Genomic DNA, 19,341 nt, shown 5'->3' on the forward strand with positions numbered 1-19,341 from the left:
AACTTTAAGCCTCAACTACAGGTTTAAGGTTCAGCCCGGAGGCCGGACACGTGACTTCAAACCAGAACTACCTCGCCGTGATCAAGGTCGTCGGCATCGGCGGTGGCGGCGTCAACGCTGTCAACCGCATGATCGAGCTCGGCCTCCGCGGCGTCGAGTTCATCGCGATCAACACCGACGCGCAGGCGCTCCTGCTCAGCGACGCCGACGTCAAGCTCGACGTCGGCCGCGAGCTGACCCGCGGACTCGGCGCCGGCGCCGACCCCGAGGTCGGGCGCCGCGCCGCCGAGGACCACGCGGAGGAGATCGAGGAGGTGCTCGCGGGCGCCGACATGGTCTTCGTCACCGCGGGCGAGGGCGGCGGCACCGGAACCGGCGGCGCGCCCGTCGTGGCGCGCATCGCGAAGTCGATCGGCGCGCTCACCATCGGTGTCGTCACCAAGCCCTTCGGCTTCGAGGGCCGCCGCCGCCAGACCCAGGCCGAGGCGGGTGTCGCGACCCTGAAGAACGAGGTCGACACCCTCATCGTCGTCCCCAACGACCGCCTGCTCGAGATCAGCGACCGCGGCATCTCGATGCTCGAGGCGTTCGCGACCGCCGACCAGGTCCTCCTCGCCGGTGTCCAGGGCATCACCGACCTGATCACCACCCCGGGTCTGATCAACCTCGACTTCGCCGACGTCAAGTCGGTCATGCAGGGCGCCGGCTCCGCGCTGATGGGCATCGGCTCCTCGCGGGGCGCCGACAGGGCGATCAAGGCGGCCGAGCTGGCCGTCGCCTCGCCGCTGCTCGAGGCCAGCATCGACGGCGCGCACGGCGTGCTGCTCTCGATCCAGGGCGGGTCCAACCTCGGCATCTTCGAGATCAACGACGCGGCGCGCCTGGTCCAGGAGGCGGTGCACCCGGAGGCGAACATCATCTTCGGCGCCGTCATCGACGACACGCTCGGCGACGAGGTGCGCGTCACGGTCATCGCGGCCGGCTTCGACGGCGGGGAGCCCGGCGCGACCGGCCCTGCGGCCGTCGCGCAGCCGCGTCCGCAGCAGAGCCTGCCCGCCGAGTCGAGCGCCGAGCCTGCGCCCGCCCCGGCGCCCGCTCCCTCCGCCGGATCGATCTGGTCGAGCACTCCGGTGGCCGCGCCGGCTCCGGTCGCCGACCCGTCGTTCGACGACGACGAGAGCGACCTCGACATCCCCGACTTCCTCAAGTAGTCGCCGTGGTGGATCGCGAGCTGGCCGAGCGCTGGGCGTCGGTGACCGGGCAGGTCGCCGATGCCGCGCGCTCGGCCGGCCGCGACCCGTCGGAGCTGACCACGATCGTGGTCACGAAGTACCACCCGGTCTCCCTCCTGCGCGACCTGCTCGAGCTCGGCGCCGTCGACTTCGGCGAGAACCGTCACCAGGAGGCGCAGGAGAAGTCCGTCGAGCTCGCGGGCACGGCGGCGCGCTGGCACTTCATCGGCCAGCTGCAGAGCAAGAAGGCGCGCCAGGTGAGGCGCTACGCGAGCTCGATCCACTCCGTCGACCGGCTCGCCCTCGTGCCGCTGCTCGACGCGGGCGCTCCGGAGCCCGGGGAGTCGCCGCTCGACGTCTTCCTGCAGGTCAACCTCACCGACGACCCCGCGCGCGGGGGAGCGGCTCCCGACGAGGTCGAGCCGCTCGTGGAGGCGCTGGCAGGCGCCGCCGGGCTCGCCCTGCGCGGCGTGATGGCCGTCGCTCCGCTCGGCGAGGAGCCCCGCCCCGCCTTCGCCCGGCTGCGCACGATCGCCGACCGGGTGCGCGCGATCGAACCGTCGGCGACCGCGATCTCCGCCGGCATGTCGCACGACTTCGCCGAGGCGATCGCCGAGGGTGCGACACACCTGCGAATCGGATCGGCAATCACCGGCAATCGGCCCGCCCGCCCGTAGCCTCGTCGTGACCCAGCTGTGGGTGAGACGACAACACGGAGGACACTGATGGCCAACCCGCTGAAGAAGACGATGGTGTACCTCGGACTCGCCGACGAAGAGGTCGAGTACGAGCGCGCCGAGACCGTCGAGGCGGCCCCCGCCACCGCGCACCGCGCACCGGTCTCGCCCGTGCAGCCGGTCCCGCCGGTCGAGCAGGCTCCGCAGCAGCAGCCCCGCGCGACGGTCACCCCGCTCCGCAAGCCCACCCCCCAGACCCCGAAGGCGACGGCACACGCTGAGATGAACGAGATCCTCACCGTCCACCCCAAGCAGTACCGCGACGCGCAGGTCATCGCGGAGAACTTCCGCGACGGCATCCCCGTCATCATCAACCTCTCGCAGATGAGCGATGCGGACGCCCGCCGACTGATCGACTTCGCCAGCGGCCTCTCGCAGGGCCTCTACGGCCGGATCGAGCGCGTCACGAGCAAGGTCTTCCTGCTCTCGCCGTCGCACATCACGGTCGCCGGCGATTCTGCCTCCGCCGAGAGCGACGCCGACGCGTCGTTCTTCGCGAAGTCCTGATCCCGGGAGCCCTGTCGTTCGGTGAGCTCCGTCATCTCGCTTCTCGGGAGCGTCCTCTACTTCGCTCTGCTCCTGTACTTCTTCGCCATGTGGGCGAGGTTCGTCCTCGATCTCGTCCGCGTGATCCGGCGGGAGTGGCGCCCCCGCGGTGCCGGGCTCGTCGCGGCCGAGACCGTCTACACGGTCACGGACCCGCCGATCTCGTTCTTCCGCCGTGTCATCAAGCCGGTGTCGATCGGCCCGATCGCCCTCGACTTCGGCTGGAGCCTGACCATGCTCTGCGTGATCGTGGGCATGTACATCGCCCAGTGGCTCCAGCGGGTCTGAGTCCCGTCGGCCGCTCGGGTGTCCGCCGAGTCCCGGCCGCCCCTGTATCGTGGGCGGCGACCTGAACGTTCCCCGCGGTGCGCGCACTGCGCCCCGCGCTCGCAGTTGCTAGCGTTAGTCGTTGCCGGCGAAGCAGTGCCGGCGGCAGTCGAACGTTGTTGAACGTGTACCTACTTGAAATCGAAGGTGGAAAGCCATGGCGCTCACTCCCGAAGATGTTGTCAATAAGCGGTTCCAGCCGACCAAGTTCCGCGAGGGATACGACCAGGACGAGGTCGACGACTTCCTCGATGAGGTCGTCGTGGAGTTGCGTCGCCTGAACCAGGAGAACGAGGAGCTGCGCCAGCGCCTCTCCTCGGGCGGCGACTCCCGCCCCGTGGACGCCCCGGTGGCGAGCACCCCGGCCCCCGCGCCGGTGGTCGACGAGGCGCCCGCTGCGGAGCCGGAGCCCGAGCCCGAGCCGGAGCCCACCCCGGCTCCTGCCCCGGTCGCCGCTCCCGCCGCCTCGCAGTCGGCCCCGGTCGACGAGGCCGAGAGCTCCAGCGGACTCCTGCAGCTCGCCCGCCGTCTCCACGAGGAGCACGTCCGCGAGGGCGCCGAGAAGCGCGACGCGCTCGTCGCCGAGGGCCGTGCCACCGCCGCGCGCATCGTCGCCGAGGCCGAGGCCAAGCAGCGTGCCCAGGTCGCGAAGCTCGAGGAGGAGCGCGCGACGGTCGAGCACCGCATCGACGAGCTCCGCACCTTCGAGCGCGAGTACCGCCAGAAGCTGAAGAGCTACATCGAGGGCCAGCTCCGCGACCTCGACACCCAGCCGGTGTCGGCCGAGTCGTCCTCGTTCCCCGGCTTTGGGGCGTAGCACCACCGCAGCGAACGTCAGGCCGAGGGTGCTCGTCACCCTCGGCCTCGTTGCGCTCGCGGTGTTCGCGATCGATCAGACCGCGAAGCACCTCGTCACCACCGGGCTCACGCTCGGTGAGGACGTGCACGTCCTCGGTGACGTGCTGATCTTCCACTACGTGAAGAACCCCGGAGCCGCGTTCTCGCTCGCGAGCGGCTCCACCTGGATCTTCTCGATCATCGCCGCGTGCGTGGTGGTGGCGGTGATCTGGTTCGCCCGGCGGATCCGCTCCACGGCCTGGGCGCTGTTCTTCGGCCTCCTGCTCGGCGGGACGCTCGGGAACCTGTTCGACCGGCTGTTCCGAGAGCCGTCGTTCGGCCTCGGCCACGTGGTCGACTTCATCTTCACACCGTGGCTGCTCCCGGCGATCTACAACGTCGCCGACATCGCGATCTGCACGGCCATGGGCCTCTTCGTGATCCTCAGCCTGCGGGGCGTGAACCTCGACGGGACGCGGACCTCGCGGAAGGCCGAGCAGGCCGCCGCGGAGGACGGCGCGGACACCGACGCCGTCGACTCCGAACCGCGCGGCGGCGCCTGATGGTGCAGTCCCGATCCCTCCCCGTCCCGGACGGGCTGGCCGGGCTGCGCGCCGACGCGGCCGTCGGCAAGCTCCTCGGCTTCTCGCGCAGCTTCGCCGCCGAGGTGATCGAGGCCGGCGGTGTCAGCGCCGACGGCCGCGTGCTCGACAAGAGCGACCGCGTCGCCGCGGGCGCCTGGCTGAGCGTGGAGTGGAGTCCGCGCGAGGAGCCGCGCATCGTGCCGCTCGCGGTCCCGGATCTCGGGATCGTCCACGACGACGACGACATCGTGGTGATCGACAAGCCCGTCGGCGTCGCGGCGCATCCGGCCGTCGGCTGGGAGGGCCCCACCGTTCTGGGCGCCCTCGCCGCGGCCGGCTTCACCGTCGCGACCTCCGGGGCGGCCGAGCGCGCCGGCATCGTGCACCGCCTCGACGCCGGGACGAGCGGCCTGATGGTCGTCGCCAAGTCCGAGCGCGCGTACACCCACCTCAAGCGCGCCTTCCACGACCGCCAGGTCGAGAAGATCTACCACGCCGTCGTGCAGGGGCACCCCGATCCGCTCACCGGGACGATCGACGCGCCGCTCGGGCGGCACCCCTCCTCGGACTGGAAGTTCGCGATCCGCGCCGACGGCAAGCCCTCGGTCACCCACTACGAGACGATCGAGGCGTTCCCGTTCGCCTCGCTCCTCGAGATCCGGCTCGAGACGGGCCGCACCCACCAGATCCGCGTGCACATGGCCGCCCAGCGGCACCCCTGCGTCGGCGATGCGATGTACGGCGCCGACCCGACGCTGTCCAAGCGCCTCGGCCTCACGCGGCAGTGGCTCGACGCCGTCCGACTGGCCTTCACCCACCCGGGCACGGGGGAGTGGGTGCAGTTCGAGGCGAGCTACCCGGCCGACCTCGGACACGCGCTGGACGTCCTCCGCGGGGAGTGACGCGGGTAGACTTTCGGTCTCCCTGCCCGCAGTCCGTCGGAGGCGCATCCTTTGCCGAGTAACGATTCCTTCGTCCACCTGCACGTGCACAGCGAGTACTCGATGCTCGACGGTGCCGCCCGGGTCAAGCCGCTGATCGACGCGGCGGTGGAGGAGGGCATGCCGGCGATCGCCGTGACCGACCACGGGAACGTGTTCGGCGCCTTCGACTTCTGGCGCACGGCGACGGCGGCGGGGATCAAGCCGATCATCGGCACCGAGGCGTACATCACGCCGGGCACCCACCGCTCGGACAAGACGCGGATCCGCTGGGGCGACGGCGGCGGCGACGACGTGTCCGGCTCCGGCGCGTACACGCACATGACGCTGCTCAGCTCGACCACGACCGGCATGCACAACCTGTTCCGGCTCTCCTCGCGCGCCTCGATCGAGGGCTACTACTTCAAGCCGCGGATGGACCGCGAGATCCTCGCCGAGCACTCCGAGGGCCTCATCGCGACCACCGGCTGCCCGAGCGGCGAGGTGCAGACGCGCCTGCGCCTCGGCCAGTACAAGGAGGCGCGGCAGGCGGCCGCCCACTACCGCGACATCTTCGGCAAGGAGAACTACTTCGCCGAGATCATGGACCACGGTCTCGAGATCGAGCGGCGCGTCATCGGCGACGTGATCCGACTCGCGAAGGACCTCGATCTGCCGCTGGTGGCGACGAACGACCTGCACTACACCCACGCCCACGACGCGACCTCGCACGCGGCGCTGCTCTGCGTGCAGTCCGGCACCACTCTCGACGACCCCAAGCGCTTCAAGTTCGACGCGGACGAGTTCTACCTCAAGTCCCCGCGCGAGATGCGCCAGGTCTTCCGCGACCACCCCGAGGCCTGCGACAACACGCTCCTGATCGCCGAGCGCTGCGACGTGCAGTTCGACACCGCGGCGAACTACATGCCGCGCTTCCCGGTGCCCGAGGGCGAGACCGAGGACACCTGGTTCGTCAAGGAGGTCGAGGCGGGACTGCGCGAGCGCTATCCGGACGGCGTCTCGCAGGAGGTGCGCGACCGCGCCGACTACGAGACCCGCGTCATCCTGCAGATGGGCTTCCCGGGCTACTTCCTCGTCGTCGCCGACTTCATCAACTGGTCCAAGCGCAACGGCATCCGGGTCGGCCCGGGTCGCGGCTCCGGAGCCGGCTCGATGGCCGCCTACGCGATGAAGATCACCGATCTCGACCCGCTGCGCCACGGCCTGATCTTCGAGCGCTTCCTCAACCCGGACCGCGTCTCGATGCCCGACTTCGACGTCGACTTCGACGACCGGCGCCGCGGCGAGGTCATCCGCTACGTGACCGACAAGTACGGCGACGAGCGCGTCGCGCAGATCGTCACCTACGGCACGATCAAGGCGAAGCAGGCGCTCAAGGACGCATCGCGCGTGCTCGGCTTCCCGTTCGGGATGGGCGAGAAGCTCACCAAGGCGATGCCGCCCGCGATCATGGGCAAGGACATCCCGCTGACGGGGATCAACGACCCCGAGCACCCGCGCTACAAGGAGGCGCTCGACGTCCGGAACGTCATCGCGGAGGACCCGCAGGCGAAGCTCGTCTTCGACACGGCGCTGGGCCTGGAGAACCTCAAGCGCCAGTGGGGCGTGCACGCCGCGGGCGTGATCATGTCGAGCGATCCGCTCAAGGACATCATCCCGATCATGAAGCGCGAGCAGGACGGCCAGATCGTCACGCAGTTCGACTACCCCGCCTGCGAGTCGCTCGGTCTGATCAAGATGGACTTCCTGGGGCTGCGGAACCTCACGATCATCGACGACGCGCTCGACAACATCCGGGCCAACCGCGGTGAGGACCTCGTGCTGGAGGACCTGGAGCTCGACGACCCGGCCGCCTACGAGCTGCTCGCCCGCGGCGACACCCTCGGCGTCTTCCAGCTCGACGGCGGGCCGATGCGCGGCCTGCTGCGGCTGATGAAGCCCGACAACTTCGAGGACATCTCCGCGGTCCTCGCGCTCTACCGGCCGGGCCCGATGGGCGCCGACTCGCACACCAACTACGCGCTGCGGAAGAACGGCGTGCAGGAGATCACGCCGATCCACCCGGAGCTCGAGGAGCCGCTCGCCGAGGTCCTCGGCGGGACCTACGGACTGATCGTCTACCAGGAGCAGGTGATGTCGATCGCGCAGAAGCTCGCGGGCTTCACACTGGCCCAGGCCGATCTGCTCCGCCGCGCGATGGGCAAGAAGAAGAAGTCCGAGCTGGACAAGCAGTTCGAGGGCTTCTCCGGCGGCATGGCCGACAACGGCTACTCGATGGCCGCGGTGAAGACCCTCTGGGACATCCTGCTGCCGTTCTCCGACTACGCGTTCAACAAGGCGCACTCGGCGGCCTACGGCGTCATCTCCTACTGGACGGCCTACCTCAAGGCGCACTACCCCGCGGAGTACATGGCCGCGCTGCTCACGAGCGTCGGCGACTCCAAGGACAAGATGGCCGCCTATCTCAACGAGTGCCGGCGGATGGGCATCAAGGTGCTGCCGCCGGACGTGAACGAGTCGATCGGCTTCTTCACCGCCGTCGGGACCGACATCCGCTTCGGCCTCGGCGCGGTGCGGAACGTCGGCACCAACGTCGTCGAGGGCATCCGCGTCTCGCGGGAGGAGAAGGGGCGCTTCGAGTCGTTCCACGACTTCCTGCGCAAGGTGCCGCTCCCGGTCGCGAACAAGCGGACCATCGAGTCGCTGATCAAGGCCGGCGCGTTCGACTCGCTCGGCTCGACCCGGCGCGCCCTCGTCGAGGTGCACGAGGACGCGGTCGAGGCCGCCGTCGGCGAGAAGCGGAACGAGGCGAACGGCCAGGTCGGCTTCGACTTCGACAGCCTCTGGGACGAGCCGCAGGCCGCGATCCAGGTGCCGACCCGGCCGGAGTGGGCCAAGCGGGACAAGCTCGCCTTCGAGCGCGACATGCTCGGCCTCTACGTCTCCGATCACCCGCTCGCGGGGCTCGAGACCGAGCTGGCCAAGCACTACAGCACGACGATCGCCGACCTGCTCGTCTCCGAGTCGATCGGCGACGGCGAGACGGTCGTCGTCGCGGGGCTGGTCACGAGCGTGCAGCACCGGATGGCGAAGGCCTCCGGCAACCAGTACGGGATGATCCAGGTCGAGGACTTCGGCGGCGAGATCACCTGCATGTTCATGGGCAAGGCGTACCAGGAGTTCGCCCCGGCGCTGACGAACGACTCCATCGTCGTCGTGCGCGGCCGCGTCAGCATGCGCGACGACGGCATGAACCTGCACGCGTTCAGCCTCTTCGCCCCGGAGATGAGCCAGGACGGCGACTCCGGGCCGCTGACGGTCTCGATGCCGGAGTCGCGCGCGACCACCGACACGGTCTCGCAGCTGAGCGACGTGCTCATCCGGCACTCCGGCCGCACCGAGGTGCGCCTCAAGCTCATCAAGGGCGACACCGCCCGCGTCTTCGAGGTCCCGTTCCCGGTCCGGATCACCCCGGACCTGTTCGGCGAGCTGAAGTCCCTGCTCGGGCCCAACTGCCTGTACTGAGCCGTCGTGCGAGCCGGTCCCTGCCCGGCTCGCCGCGGTCGGCTCGTGCGGGTGGCTGCGTCGTGCAGAGCGTCCTGCGCTCGGCTGCGGCGATCCGCTGGGACGCGGATCGCCGATTCGCCTCGGGCCGCGCGCATCGCATGCTGGTCGAGTAGCCGCGGAGCGGCGTATCGAGACCCGCCGTCGTCAGCGCAGGAGGCGCCCGCGAAGGAGCGGCGCGAGCGCGGCCGGTAGGCTGGGGCGGCCATGATCCAGACTCTCGATCTGCGGGGGCGGCGCCCGTCCGCCGCCGAGCTCCTCGCCCTCGTCCCGCGCAATCCGGGCACCTCCGCGAACGTCGGCCCCGTCGTCGCCGAGCTGATCGCCGACGTCCGCGCCCGCGGCGCCGACGCGCTCCTCGAGCAGGCCGAGCGCCTCGACGGGGTCCGCCCGCCGCACCTGCGCGTCCCTGCCGAGGAGATCGCAGCGGCCGTCCGCGACCTCGACCCCGCGATCAGGGCGGCCCTCGAGGAGGCGATCCGCCGCGTCCGCCGGGCGAGCGCCGCGCAGATCCCGCCGGAGCGCACCACCGTGCTCGACGACGGCGCGACCGTCACCCAGCGCTGGCAGCCCGTCGGCCGCGCCGGCCTCTACGTGCCCGGCGGCAAGGCCGTCTACCCCTCGAGCGTGATCATGAACGCCGTGCCCGCGCAGGCCGCGGGCGTCGAGTCCGTCGCGATCGTCTCGCCGCCGCAGAAGGCGTTCGGCGGCTCCGTGCACCCGACGATCCTCGCCGCCGCCGGCCTCCTCGGCATCGACGAGGTCTACGCGATGGGCGGCGCGGGAGCCGTCGCCGCCCTCGCCTACGGCGTCGACTCGATCGGGCTGGATCCGGTCAGCATCGTCACCGGCCCGGGCAACATCTGGGTCACCACGGCGAAGCGCCAGGTACTCGGCCAGGTCGGCATCGACTCCGAGGCCGGCCCCACCGAGATCCTCGTCATCGCCGACTCCAGCGCCGACCCGCGACTGATCGCCGCCGACCTGGTCAGCCAGGCGGAGCACGACGAGGCCGCCTCCGCCGTGCTCGTCACCGACGACCCGGCCCTCGCCGAGGCCGTCGGCCGCCAGATCGCCGAGCAGGCCCCGCGAACGCACCACGCCGAGCGGGTGGCGATCGCGCTGGCCGGCCCGCAGTCGGCCCTCGTGATCGTCGACGACCTCGAGATCGCCTGCGCCTTCAGCGACGCCTACGGCCCCGAGCACCTCGAGCTGCACACCGTCGACCCCGTGGCGACCGCCGAGCGGATCCACGACGCCGGCGCCGTCTTCCTCGGCCCGACCACCCCGGTCAGCCTCGGCGACTACCTGGCCGGCTCGAACCACGTGCTGCCGACCCTCGGGCAGGCGCGCTTCTCCTCCGGGCTCGGCGCGCACACCTTCCTGCGGCCGCAGCAGCTCGTCTCCTACGACCGCGCCGCGCTGCAGCGCGTCGCCCCGCACATCCGCGCCCTGAGCGACGCCGAGGCGCTCCCCGCGCACGGCGACGCCGTCGACGCCCGCTTCGCCTGACCTCGAGAGGCACCCGATGTTCTGCCCCTTCTGCCGGCACCCCGACTCCCGCGTGATCGACTCGCGCACCAGCGACGACGGCCTCTCCATCCGCCGCCGCCGCCAGTGCCCGTCCTGCGGCCGGCGCTTCTCCACCACCGAGACCGCGAGCCTCGTCGTGATCAAGCGCAGCGGCGTGGTCGAGCCGTTCAGCCGCGAGAAGATCGTCAGCGGCGTGCGCAAGGCCTGCCAGGGCCGCCCGGTCACCGACACCGATCTCGCCGTGCTCGCGCAGCGAGTGGAGGAGAACCTCCGCTCGACCGGCGCCTCGCAGATCGACGCGAACGACATCGGCCTCGCGATCCTCCCGCCGCTGCGCGAGCTGGACGAGGTCGCCTACCTCCGCTTCGCGAGCGTGTACCAGGCGTTCGACTCGCTCGACGACTTCGAGTCGGCCATCGCGCTCCTGCGCGCCGAGCGCCCCGCCGCCCTGCACACCGCCGACGAGCTCTGAGCGCCGCCGTGTACCCGCTGCTGTTCTCCGCCGTGCTGAGCCGTCTCGACCCGGAGCGCGCGCACCACCTCGCCTTCCCCGTCATCAAGGCTCTCGGGCCCGTCGCCCCGCTCGTCCGCCGATTCACGGTCCCGCGTACCGATCTCTCGGTCGAGGCGCTCGGACTGCGCTTCCGCACGCCGTTCGGCGTGGCCGCCGGCTTCGACAAGGACGCGACGGCCGTGCTCGGCCTCGGCGCGCTCGGCTTCGGCCACGTCGAGGTCGGCACCCTGACCGCTCGCGCCCAGCCCGGCAACGAGCGCCCGCGGCTCTTCCGCCTGATCGCGGACCGCGCACTGATCAACCGGATGGGCTTCAACAACCACGGCGCCCGCGCGGCCGCCGGTCGCCTCGCCCGGCTGCGCACTGCCCGAGGTCGCCCCGTCATCGGCGTCAACATCGGCAAGAGCCGGGTGGTCGACGTCGACGACGCCGTCGAGGACTACCTGGTCAGCGCTCGGATGCTCGCACCGCTCGCCGATTACCTGGTCGTCAACGTCAGCTCGCCGAACACCCCGGGCCTGCGCGGCCTGCAGGAGATCGACAAGCTCGAGCCGCTGCTCGCCGCGGTCGCCGAGGCGGCGGACACGACGCCGCTGCTCGTCAAGATCGCGCCGGACCTCTCGGACGAGGAGGTCGTCCGCGTCGCGGAGCTCGCGGTCCGCCTCGGCCTCGCCGGGATCATCGCGACGAACACGACTCTCTCCCGTGAGGGTCTGCGCACCGACCGCGCCGTCGTCGAGCGCGCAGGAGCCGGCGGCCTGTCGGGCGCCCCGCTCGCGGCACGTGCACTCGAGGTGCTGCGGGTCATCCGCGGTGTCGTCCCCGTGGAGTTCTGCGTCATCTCGGTCGGGGGAGTGGACACCGCCGAGGACGTGCAGGAGCGACTCGACGCCGGCGCCACGCTGGTGCAGGGCTACTCGGCGTTCGTCTACCGCGGTCCGCTCTGGGGCCGGCAGATCAACCGCGGTCTCGCTCGACTGCGCGCGGCCGCGGCGTAGCGCCCGGCCGGCCGCCGAGGGTCAGGCGGGGAAGGCTCCGCGCTTGACCTGCGGCTTCGGCAGGCGCATCACGCGCAGCTGCAGGGCACGCATCGCGGCGTACCACGGGATGCCCTTCTCGACCTTCTCGGCGCCGCCGAAGCGCTCGGCGAGCTTCTTCTTCAGCCGGCGGCCGAGCAGGATGCAGTCGAGGACCGCGAGCAGGAAGAACGCCCACAGGATGATCAGCGTGAGCGAGGCCAGCTCGGGCTGCGGGAAGAAGCTGATCAGCAGCACGACGACCATCACCGGGATGAGGAACTCGCCGAAGCTGAAGCGCGCGTCGACGTAGTCTCGGACGTACTTGCGCTGCGGCCCCTTGTCGCGCACCGGCAGGTAGCGCTGGTCGCCGGCGGCCATCCCGACGCGGGCCTGCTCGCGCAGCTCCGCCGTCTTCGTCCGGGCGTCGCGCGCGGCCTGCTTGCGGTCGGTGACGACCAGCGGACGCTTGCGGGCGAGCTCCTGCTCGCGGCGCGTCGGGGTCGGCCGGCCCTTGCCGATCGCCGTCACGTCGGCGTCGTCGGGAGTGTCGGGTGCGATCGGGTGCTTGGCCACAGGGGAACGTCCTTGGAATCGAGGGTCTCTTAAGATTACCTCCATGGCTTCCGACGCTCCGACTCCCGCCTCCGCTCTTCCGGCCGCCGAGGAGGCGGTCCTCGCGGCCGTGCTCGACGACCTGCCCCGCTCCCTCGCCGAGCTGGGCCGCCTGGTGCGGATCCCCTCCGTCTCCTGGGACGGCTTCGACGCCACCCGCGTCGCCGCCAGCGCCGAGGCGACCGCCGAGCTCGCCCGCGAGACCGGCGCCTTCGACGAGGTCTCGATCCGCCGCTCCACGATCGGCGACACGGACCGGCTCGGCCACCCCGCCGTGCTCGCGACGCGCGCCGCGCGGAACGGCGCCCCCACCGTCCTGCTCTACGCCCACCACGACGTGCAGCCGCAGGGCGCCGAGGAGTCCTGGGAGACGCCGCCGTTCGAGCCGACCGTGCGCGGCGACCGCCTCTACGGCCGCGGTGCCGCGGACGACAAGGCCGGCGTCGTCTCGCACCTCGCCGCTGTCCGCGCGCTGCGCGAGGTCGCCGGCGACGACCACGACCTGGGCCTCGTGCTCTTCATCGAGGGCGAGGAGGAGTTCGGCTCCCGCTCGTTCCCCACCTTCCTCCGCGAGCACCACGACGCGCTGCGGGCCGACGTGATCGTCGTCGCCGACAGCGACAACTGGGACGTCGACACCCCGTCGCTCACCGTGGGCCTGCGCGGCAACGTGACGCTCACCCTCACCGTGCGCACCCTCGACCACGCCTCGCACTCCGGCATGCTCGGCGGAGCGGTCCCCGACGCGATGCTCGCGACGATCCGCCTACTCGACACCCTCTGGAACGAGGACGGCTCGGTCGCCGTCGCCGGTCTCACCGAGCACGACGGCGTCGTTCCGGAGACCACGGAGGAGGATCTGCGCCGCGACGCGGGACTGCTCGACGGGGTCTCGCCGATCGGCTCCGGCCCGTTCCTCTCCCGCATCTGGTCGAAGCCGTCGATCACGGTGACCGGCATCGACGCGCCCAGCGTGGTCGACGCCTCCAACACCCTCAGCCCGTCGGTGCGGGTCAAGATCAGCGCGCGCATCGCGCCCGGGCAGGAGGCGCCGGAGGGCTTCGCCGCCCTGGAGCGGCACCTGCGCGCGAACGCCCCGTTCGGCGCGCACCTCGAGATCGCCGACGTCGACACGGGGGAGCCGTTCCTGGTCGACACCTCCGGCTGGGCCGTGAGCCTCGTCAAGCAGGCGATGGCCGACGCCTGGGGCCGGGCGGCACTCGAGACGAGCGCGGGCGGCAGCATCCCGTTCATCGCGGACCTCGTCCGCGAGTTCCCGGCGGCGCAGATCCTGGTCACCGGCGTCGAGGACCCCGACTCGCGAGCGCACAGCCCGAACGAGTCGCTGCACCTCGGCGTCTTCAAGCGCGCGGCGCAGACGGAGGCGCTGTTCCTGCTGCGGGCCGCCGGGCACCGCGCCTGATCGGCCCGGATCCGGAATAGCCCGGCCCGCGTCCGGGTTGCCACCGTAGAATCGTCGGAGGAACGCCGTCCGATACGCCCTGCATCCCCGAGGAGTGACATGTCCGACACGACACTGACCGCCAGCACGACCACCGCGGCGCACGGCGTCTCGATGACCCCCGTCGCCGCCGCCAAGGTGAAGAGCCTCCTCGAGCAGGAGGGCCGCGACGACCTGCGCCTGCGCGTCGCCGTCCAGCCCGGCGGCTGCTCCGGCCTGATCTACCAGCTCTACTTCGACGAGCGCACGCTGGACGGCGACGCCGCGGTCGAGTTCGAGGGCGTCGGCCTCGTCGTCGACAAGATGAGCGTCCCCTACCTCGACGGTGCCTCGATCGACTTCGAGGACACCATCCAGAAGCAGGGCTTCACCATCGACAACCCGAACGCCGGCGGCAGCTGCGCCTGCGGCGACAGCTTCCACTGATCCCCGCGGCGACACGCCGCGCCGACCGCCTCGAACGGCGCCCGACACCCCCGCTGCGGCGGGCGGCCGGGCGCCGTTCGTCGTTGCAGCACCACTTCGGCGAGAGGTCAAGAGCGGGTGCCGGTGCACTCCGCGATCGCGACGGCGGGTAGGCTAGGGCCGGTCTAATACAGTTTCGTGTGAACTGGTCCCCAGTCTTCCGAAAGGTCACCGGTGCGCTTCAATCGCCGTCTCCGCCGATGGGTCGCAGTACCCGTCGCAGGAGCTCTCGCCCTCGTCCTCGCAGGCTGCACGCAGGAGCAGCTGCAGGGCTGGCTCCCCACCGAGCCCGGCACGACGAACCACGTCGACCGGGTCATCGGACTCTGGGTCACCTCCTGGATCGTCCTCCTCGCCGTGGGTGTCATCACCTGGGGCCTGACGATCTGGGCGGTCGTCGTGTACCGCCGCCGGAAGGGCCAGACCGGCCTGCCGGTGCAGCTGCGCTACAACATGCCGATCGAGATCTTCTACACGATCGTGCCGCTGATCCTCGTGATCGGCTTCTTCGCCTTCACCGCGCGCGACCAGGCCGCCATCGAGCAGGCCTACGACGACCCGGACGAGACCATCCAGGTCTACGGCAAGCAGTGGGCGTGGGACTTCAACTACGTCGACGAGGACGTCTACTCCGCCGGCATCCAGGGCCAGTACGAGAACAGCGGCGACGCCGCCGGCTCGCTCGTCGAGTCCGAGGTCCCGACGCTGTACCTGCCGGTGAACCAGAAGATCAAGATCCAGCTCGACGCCCGCGACGTCATCCACTCCTTCTGGGTCGTCGACTTCCTCTACAAGAAGGACATGATCCCCGGCAAGACGAACTACATGTACGTCACGCCGCTCAAGGAGGGGACCTACGCCGGCAAGTGCGCCGAGCTCTGCGGCGAGTACCACTCCGCGATGCTCTTCAACGTCAAGGTCGTCTCGCAGGGCGAGTACGACGACTACATCCAGTCGCTGCGCGACGCGGGCCAGACCGGCCAGCTCGGCGCCGAGTACGACCGCAACAGCAACCTGCCCGGCACCGGCGCGCCGGCCCGCACCGAGAACGAGGAGTAGAGGGAGCATGAGCACCGCCACAGCACCCGCCCCGTCCCGCGCATTCGGCACTCCGCCTGTCGAGCGCAAGGCGAACGTCCTCGTTCGCTGGATGACGTCCACCGACCACAAGGTCATCGGGTACATGTACCTGATCACCTCCTTCATCTACTTCTGCATCGCAGGAGTGATGGCGCTGGTCATCCGCGCCCAGCTCTTCGAGCCGGGTCTCGCGGTCGTCGAGACCCGTGAGCAGTACAACCAGCTGTTCACGATGCACGGCACGATCATGCTGCTGATGTTCGCGACGCCGCTCTTCGCCGGCTTCGCCAACGTCCTCATGCCGTTGCAGATCGGCGCGCCCGACGTGGCGTTCCCGCGACTGAACGCGTTCGCCTACTGGCTCTACAGCTTCGGCTCGCTGATCGCCGTCGCCGGCTTCGTCACCCCGCAGGGCGCGGCGTCGTTCGGCTGGTTCGCCTATGCGCCACTGTCGAGCACGACGTTCTCGCCAGGGCTCGGCGGCAATCTCTGGGTCTTCGGACTCGCGCTCTCCGGCTTCGGCACGATCCTCGGCGCGGTGAACTTCATCACCACGATCATCACGATGCGCGCCCCGGGCATGACGATGTTCCGCATGCCGATCTTCACCTGGAACATCCTGGTGACGTCGATCCTCGTCCTGCTGGCGTTCCCGGTCCTCGCGGCCGCCATGTTCGCGCTCGGTGCCGACCGCGTGTTCGATGCGCACATCTACGACGCGGCCAACGGCGGCGTGCTGCTCTGGCAGCACCTGTTCTGGTTCTTCGGCCACCCCGAGGTGTACATCATCGCGCTGCCGTTCTTCGGCATCGTCTCCGAGGTCTTCCCGGTCTTCAGCCGCAAGCCGATCTTCGGCTACAAGACGCTGATCTACGCGACCATCGCGATCGCCGCCCTGTCCGTCACCGTGTGGGCGCACCACATGTACGTGACCGGCTCGGTCCTGCTGCCGTTCTTCTCGCTGATGACGATGCTCATCGCCGTCCCGACCGGCGTGAAGATCTTCAACTGGATCGGCACGATGTGGCGCGGCTCGGTGACGTTCGAGACGCCGATGATCTGGGCGATCGGCTTCCTGATCACCTTCACCTTCGGTGGCCTCACCGGCGTCATCCTCGCGTCGCCGCCGCTCGACTTCCACGTGTCCGACTCGTACTTCGTGGTCGCGCACTTCCACTACGTGGTCTTCGGCACCGTCGTCTTCGCGATGTTCTCGGGCTTCTACTTCTGGTGGCCCAAGTGGACCGGCAAGATGCTCAACGAGACGCTGGGCAAGTGGCACTTCTGGCTGCTGTTCATCGGCTTCCACACCACCTTCCTCATCCAGCACTGGCTCGGCGTCGTGGGCATGCCCCGCCGCTACGCGAGCTACCTGCCGGAGGACGGCTTCACCTGGATGAACCAGCTGTCGACGATCGGCGCGATGATCCTCGCGGTCTCGCTCATCCCGTTCTTCCTCAACGTGTACATCACGGCCCGCAAGGCGCCGAAGGTCACCGTGAACGACCCGTGGGGCTTCTCGCGGTCGCTCGAGTGGGCGACCTCCTGCCCGCCGCCCCGGCACAACTTCACCTCCATCCCGCGCATCCGCAGCGAGGCTCCGGCCTTCGACCTCAACCACCCCGAGGCCGGCATCCCCGTCGGCATCGGCCCGGCGAAGGACGCTCCGGACGCGCCCACGTACGACAAGTCCGAAGGCACGGTGAAGTAGGGCCATGCGCGCCAACGTCAATCTGTTCTGGCTCCTCGCGGGCTTCTTCCTGCTCGCGGATGTCACGTACATCCTCTGGTCGCTCATCGACACCGGTCAGGTGGAGTGGGTGGGCACCGTGGGCATCGCGCTCTCGTCGGTCCTGGGCGGGTTCATCGCCTTCTACGTGGGCCGCGTGCACAAGGCCCAGGGCGCCGAGCTGCCCGAGGACCGTCTCGACGCCGACATCGACGACGGCGACCCCGAGCTGGGCTTCTTCAGCCCGTGGAGCTGGTGGCCGCTGATCCTCGGTGGCTCCGCCGCGCTGGCCTTCCTCGGCCTCGCTGTCGGCTTCTGGATCACCTACATCGCGGTCGGCCTCTTCCTGGTCGCGATCGCCGGCTGGGTCTACGAGTACTACCGCGGGTACTTCGCCCGCTGACGCGAGCTGCACGGCCGACAGGGCCGGGCGCAGGAGGTCTCCACCTCCGGCGCCCGGCCTTTTCGCATGCCCAGGCATCGACGGCGCCTCGTCCAGGGCGGCTGTGGGGTGCTCGTGCAACGCGAGGAGCGACGCAGCAGCGTCGTGCAGCTCGCGTCTCTGCCGCTGGATCTCGATGCCCGCTGAGCGGGCTGCTCGATCAACGACGACGCCGCGGATCGAGTGAGGTGAGCGGAGCTCTCGCCGCTCGGGCGGCGGCGCCGCGGGCGGGGGAGGGCGAGCGGGACGGCGAAGGGAGACAGTCCCTTCTTGCTGGTCGAGTAGCCGCCGCCGGCGGCGTATCGAGACCCACCTTGTCCGGTCGTCCGGGAGCGAGCCTCCTCCCCAGCCCCCGATCCGACCGCGCTGTCCCCCATCAGCCCCTGACCCGGCCCCGGTGTCGGTGGTCCCTGATTCAATACTCGTATGACGGAGAACGGATCGACGGACGCGGCACTCGCCCGCATGCGCGCCCTCGGCGACCGCGCCGCGACCCGCGCCCGCGCCGCCGCCCGGCTGCGCCTCGCCGAAGTCGAAGACCTCTACGACTTCCACCGCACCGCCCTCGCCCACCCGGCCGCCTTCGCCCGCGGGGCGTCCCGCAGCGAGACCCGCGACCTCGTCGAGCGCTCCCTCCGCGCTGAGCTCGCCGTCGCCGAAGGCCTGCCGGAGCAGTTGATCGCCCGGCGCCTCGAGACCGCGCAGCTGCTCTTCGAGCACCTCCCGCTCACGCGCGCCCTGCTCGCCGATGCGCGTCTGCACTGGGAGGAGGTCGAGGCGATCTGCGCGACCGCGGGCAGCCTCCCCGACGCCTCCCGCGCGGCACTCGACGAGCGCGCCGCCGAGGCGGCGGTCTCGATGACGCTCACGCAGCTGCGCCGTGCCCTGCGCCGCTGGCGGGAGGAGCTGCACGAGCAGTCGCTCGAAGAGCGCCACGCCCGCGCCGCTGAGGACCGCGCGGTGTGGGTGACTCCGGACGTCGACGGCATGGCCACCCTTCGCCTGCACGGGCCCGCTCCGGCCGTGCTGGGCGCGTACGACCGCGTCGACCGGATCGCTCGTGCTCTCCGTGACGGCGGAGACGAGCGGACCCTCAGCCAGCTGCGCGCCGACGCCTCCCTCGACCTGCTGTGCGACGGCGACATCGTCGGCACGACCCCGGACGCCGAGGAGCGCCTCGATCCGTCCTCCGTTCCTGGCGTCCGCGCCGGGGTCCGGCTGACTCTCGCCGCGTCCACGGCCGTGGGCCTCGACGAGGCACCCGCCGATCTCGACGGCTACGGCCCCGTCCCCGTGCCCATCGCGCGCGAGTTGATCCGCACCGCCGCCTCGTTCACCCGCGTTCTGACCGATCCGGACACCGTCGCGGTCGCCCCGTCGGACGGACGCAGCGCCTCCCACTGGCGGGGATGCGCCTGCACCTGCAGCTGCGGGATCAGATCTGCCGCTCCGCGGGATGCACCCGCTCCGCCGCGCGCAGCGAGGCGGACCACACGATCGAGTGGCGCAACGGCGGCGAGACCTCGCTCGAGAACCTCCTGATCCTGTGCACCAGCCACCACCACCTCCGGCACGGCGACCGCTGGACATACGGCAAGGAGGACGAGGACGGCACGATCGTCTGGACGACCCCGACCGGACGGCGCGTCAGCAACCGGCCACCCCCGCTGCCCGGGCGACCGCCGGACCCGCCCCGGCGACCGCACTTCGTCGACGT

Annotated in this window: 18 protein-coding genes; 17 read left to right on the forward strand and 1 reads right to left on the reverse strand. The window is 70.7% G+C overall.

Annotation, left to right across the window (positions count from 1 at the left end):
• The first annotated feature begins 50 nt into the window (after positions 1-50).
• From ftsZ to GSU72_RS07600, 11 genes are all read left to right on the forward strand, one after another.
• Positions 51-1,211, forward strand: coding sequence for a cell division protein FtsZ (gene ftsZ / locus GSU72_RS07550; protein ID WP_159984471.1), 1,161 nt, complete (start codon positions 51-53; stop codon positions 1,209-1,211).
• 5 nt (positions 1,212-1,216) lie between these two features.
• Entirely contained in the window at positions 1,217-1,909 is a 693-nt protein-coding gene (locus GSU72_RS07555; RefSeq protein WP_244256037.1) for a YggS family pyridoxal phosphate-dependent enzyme, read from the forward strand.
• A gap of 48 nt (positions 1,910-1,957) precedes the next feature.
• Positions 1,958-2,476 carry a cell division protein SepF gene (gene sepF / locus GSU72_RS07560; protein WP_159984472.1) on the forward strand — a complete coding sequence of 173 codons (519 nt, stop codon included), beginning with the start codon at positions 1,958-1,960 and terminating at the stop codon, positions 2,474-2,476.
• A 21-nt stretch (positions 2,477-2,497) separates the two neighbouring features.
• A complete protein-coding gene (locus GSU72_RS07565; protein WP_279631733.1) occupies positions 2,498-2,803 on the forward strand; it encodes a YggT family protein in 306 nt (101 codons plus the stop codon).
• Between the two features lie 196 nt (positions 2,804-2,999).
• The gene (locus tag GSU72_RS07570) at positions 3,000-3,659 is read left to right on the forward strand and encodes a DivIVA domain-containing protein (protein ID WP_159984473.1); all 660 of its coding nucleotides are present in this window, start codon (positions 3,000-3,002) and stop codon (positions 3,657-3,659) included.
• Positions 3,660-3,687: 28 nt separating this feature from the next.
• Positions 3,688-4,242, forward strand: coding sequence for a signal peptidase II (lspA, locus tag GSU72_RS07575; protein WP_159984474.1), 555 nt, complete (start codon positions 3,688-3,690; stop codon positions 4,240-4,242).
• Positions 4,243-4,244: 2 nt separating this feature from the next.
• A complete protein-coding gene (locus GSU72_RS07580) occupies positions 4,245-5,165 on the forward strand; it encodes an RluA family pseudouridine synthase (protein ID WP_159986723.1) in 921 nt (306 codons plus the stop codon).
• Positions 5,166-5,216: 51 nt separating this feature from the next.
• On the forward strand, positions 5,217-8,729 hold the full coding sequence (gene dnaE / locus GSU72_RS07585) for a DNA polymerase III subunit alpha (RefSeq protein ID WP_159984475.1): 3,513 nt from the start codon (positions 5,217-5,219) through the stop codon (positions 8,727-8,729).
• A gap of 246 nt (positions 8,730-8,975) precedes the next feature.
• Positions 8,976-10,280 carry a histidinol dehydrogenase gene (gene hisD / locus GSU72_RS07590; protein WP_159984476.1) on the forward strand — a complete coding sequence of 435 codons (1,305 nt, stop codon included), beginning with the start codon at positions 8,976-8,978 and terminating at the stop codon, positions 10,278-10,280.
• Between the two features lie 16 nt (positions 10,281-10,296).
• A complete protein-coding gene (gene nrdR, locus GSU72_RS07595) occupies positions 10,297-10,773 on the forward strand; it encodes a transcriptional regulator NrdR (RefSeq protein ID WP_159984477.1) in 477 nt (158 codons plus the stop codon).
• Between the two features lie 8 nt (positions 10,774-10,781).
• Entirely contained in the window at positions 10,782-11,813 is a 1,032-nt protein-coding gene (locus GSU72_RS07600; protein ID WP_159984478.1) for a quinone-dependent dihydroorotate dehydrogenase, read from the forward strand.
• Between the two features lie 21 nt (positions 11,814-11,834).
• On the opposite strand, the gene GSU72_RS07605 is transcribed toward GSU72_RS07600, so the two are convergent.
• On the reverse strand, positions 11,835-12,407 hold the full coding sequence (locus GSU72_RS07605) for a DUF3043 domain-containing protein (protein ID WP_244256038.1): 573 nt from the start codon (positions 12,405-12,407) through the stop codon (positions 11,835-11,837).
• Between the two features lie 43 nt (positions 12,408-12,450).
• Between GSU72_RS07605 and GSU72_RS07610 the strand changes: the two genes are divergently transcribed.
• The 6 genes from GSU72_RS07610 (at position 12,451) to GSU72_RS07635 (ending at position 19,166) form a co-directional block, all read left to right on the forward strand.
• Positions 12,451-13,869 carry a dipeptidase gene (locus tag GSU72_RS07610; protein ID WP_159984480.1) on the forward strand — a complete coding sequence of 473 codons (1,419 nt, stop codon included), beginning with the start codon at positions 12,451-12,453 and terminating at the stop codon, positions 13,867-13,869.
• 99 nt (positions 13,870-13,968) lie between these two features.
• Positions 13,969-14,334 (forward strand): iron-sulfur cluster insertion protein ErpA, encoded by a 366-nt coding sequence (gene erpA / locus GSU72_RS07615; RefSeq protein WP_123446151.1) that lies wholly within the window; start codon positions 13,969-13,971, stop codon positions 14,332-14,334.
• A 213-nt stretch (positions 14,335-14,547) separates the two neighbouring features.
• Positions 14,548-15,432 (forward strand): cytochrome c oxidase subunit II, encoded by an 885-nt coding sequence (gene coxB / locus GSU72_RS07620; protein ID WP_159984481.1) that lies wholly within the window; start codon positions 14,548-14,550, stop codon positions 15,430-15,432.
• 7 nt (positions 15,433-15,439) lie between these two features.
• Positions 15,440-17,164, forward strand: a complete 1,725-nt coding sequence (gene ctaD, locus GSU72_RS07625) for a cytochrome c oxidase subunit I (RefSeq protein WP_159907056.1) — start codon at positions 15,440-15,442, stop codon at positions 17,162-17,164.
• A 4-nt stretch (positions 17,165-17,168) separates the two neighbouring features.
• A complete protein-coding gene (locus tag GSU72_RS07630) occupies positions 17,169-17,585 on the forward strand; it encodes a cytochrome c oxidase subunit 4 (protein WP_123446154.1) in 417 nt (138 codons plus the stop codon).
• A gap of 465 nt (positions 17,586-18,050) precedes the next feature.
• A complete protein-coding gene (locus GSU72_RS07635; RefSeq protein WP_159984482.1) occupies positions 18,051-19,166 on the forward strand; it encodes a DUF222 domain-containing protein in 1,116 nt (371 codons plus the stop codon).
• The last annotated feature ends 175 nt before the right edge of the window (positions 19,167-19,341 follow it).

The organism is Rathayibacter sp. VKM Ac-2760, from assembly GCF_009834185.1.
Taxonomy (GTDB): Bacteria; Actinomycetota; Actinomycetes; order Actinomycetales; family Microbacteriaceae; genus Rathayibacter.

Bases quoted from the DNA above. Each gene is read 5' to 3' on its own strand.
- erpA (WP_123446151.1), top strand. From the start codon at position 13,969: ATGTCCGACACGACACTGACCGCCAGCACGACCACCGCGGCGCACGGC.
- GSU72_RS07610 (WP_159984480.1), top strand. From the start codon at position 12,451: ATGGCTTCCGACGCTCCGACTCCCGCCTCCGCTCTTCCGGCCGCCGAG.
- GSU72_RS07630 (WP_123446154.1), top strand. From the start codon at position 17,169: ATGCGCGCCAACGTCAATCTGTTCTGGCTCCTCGCGGGCTTCTTCCTG.
- nrdR (WP_159984477.1), top strand. From the start codon at position 10,297: ATGTTCTGCCCCTTCTGCCGGCACCCCGACTCCCGCGTGATCGACTCG.
- GSU72_RS07635 (WP_159984482.1), top strand. From the start codon at position 18,051: ATGACGGAGAACGGATCGACGGACGCGGCACTCGCCCGCATGCGCGCC.
- GSU72_RS07570 (WP_159984473.1), top strand. From the start codon at position 3,000: ATGGCGCTCACTCCCGAAGATGTTGTCAATAAGCGGTTCCAGCCGACC.
- sepF (WP_159984472.1), top strand. From the start codon at position 1,958: ATGGCCAACCCGCTGAAGAAGACGATGGTGTACCTCGGACTCGCCGAC.
- hisD (WP_159984476.1), top strand. From the start codon at position 8,976: ATGATCCAGACTCTCGATCTGCGGGGGCGGCGCCCGTCCGCCGCCGAG.
- ctaD (WP_159907056.1), top strand. From the start codon at position 15,440: ATGAGCACCGCCACAGCACCCGCCCCGTCCCGCGCATTCGGCACTCCG.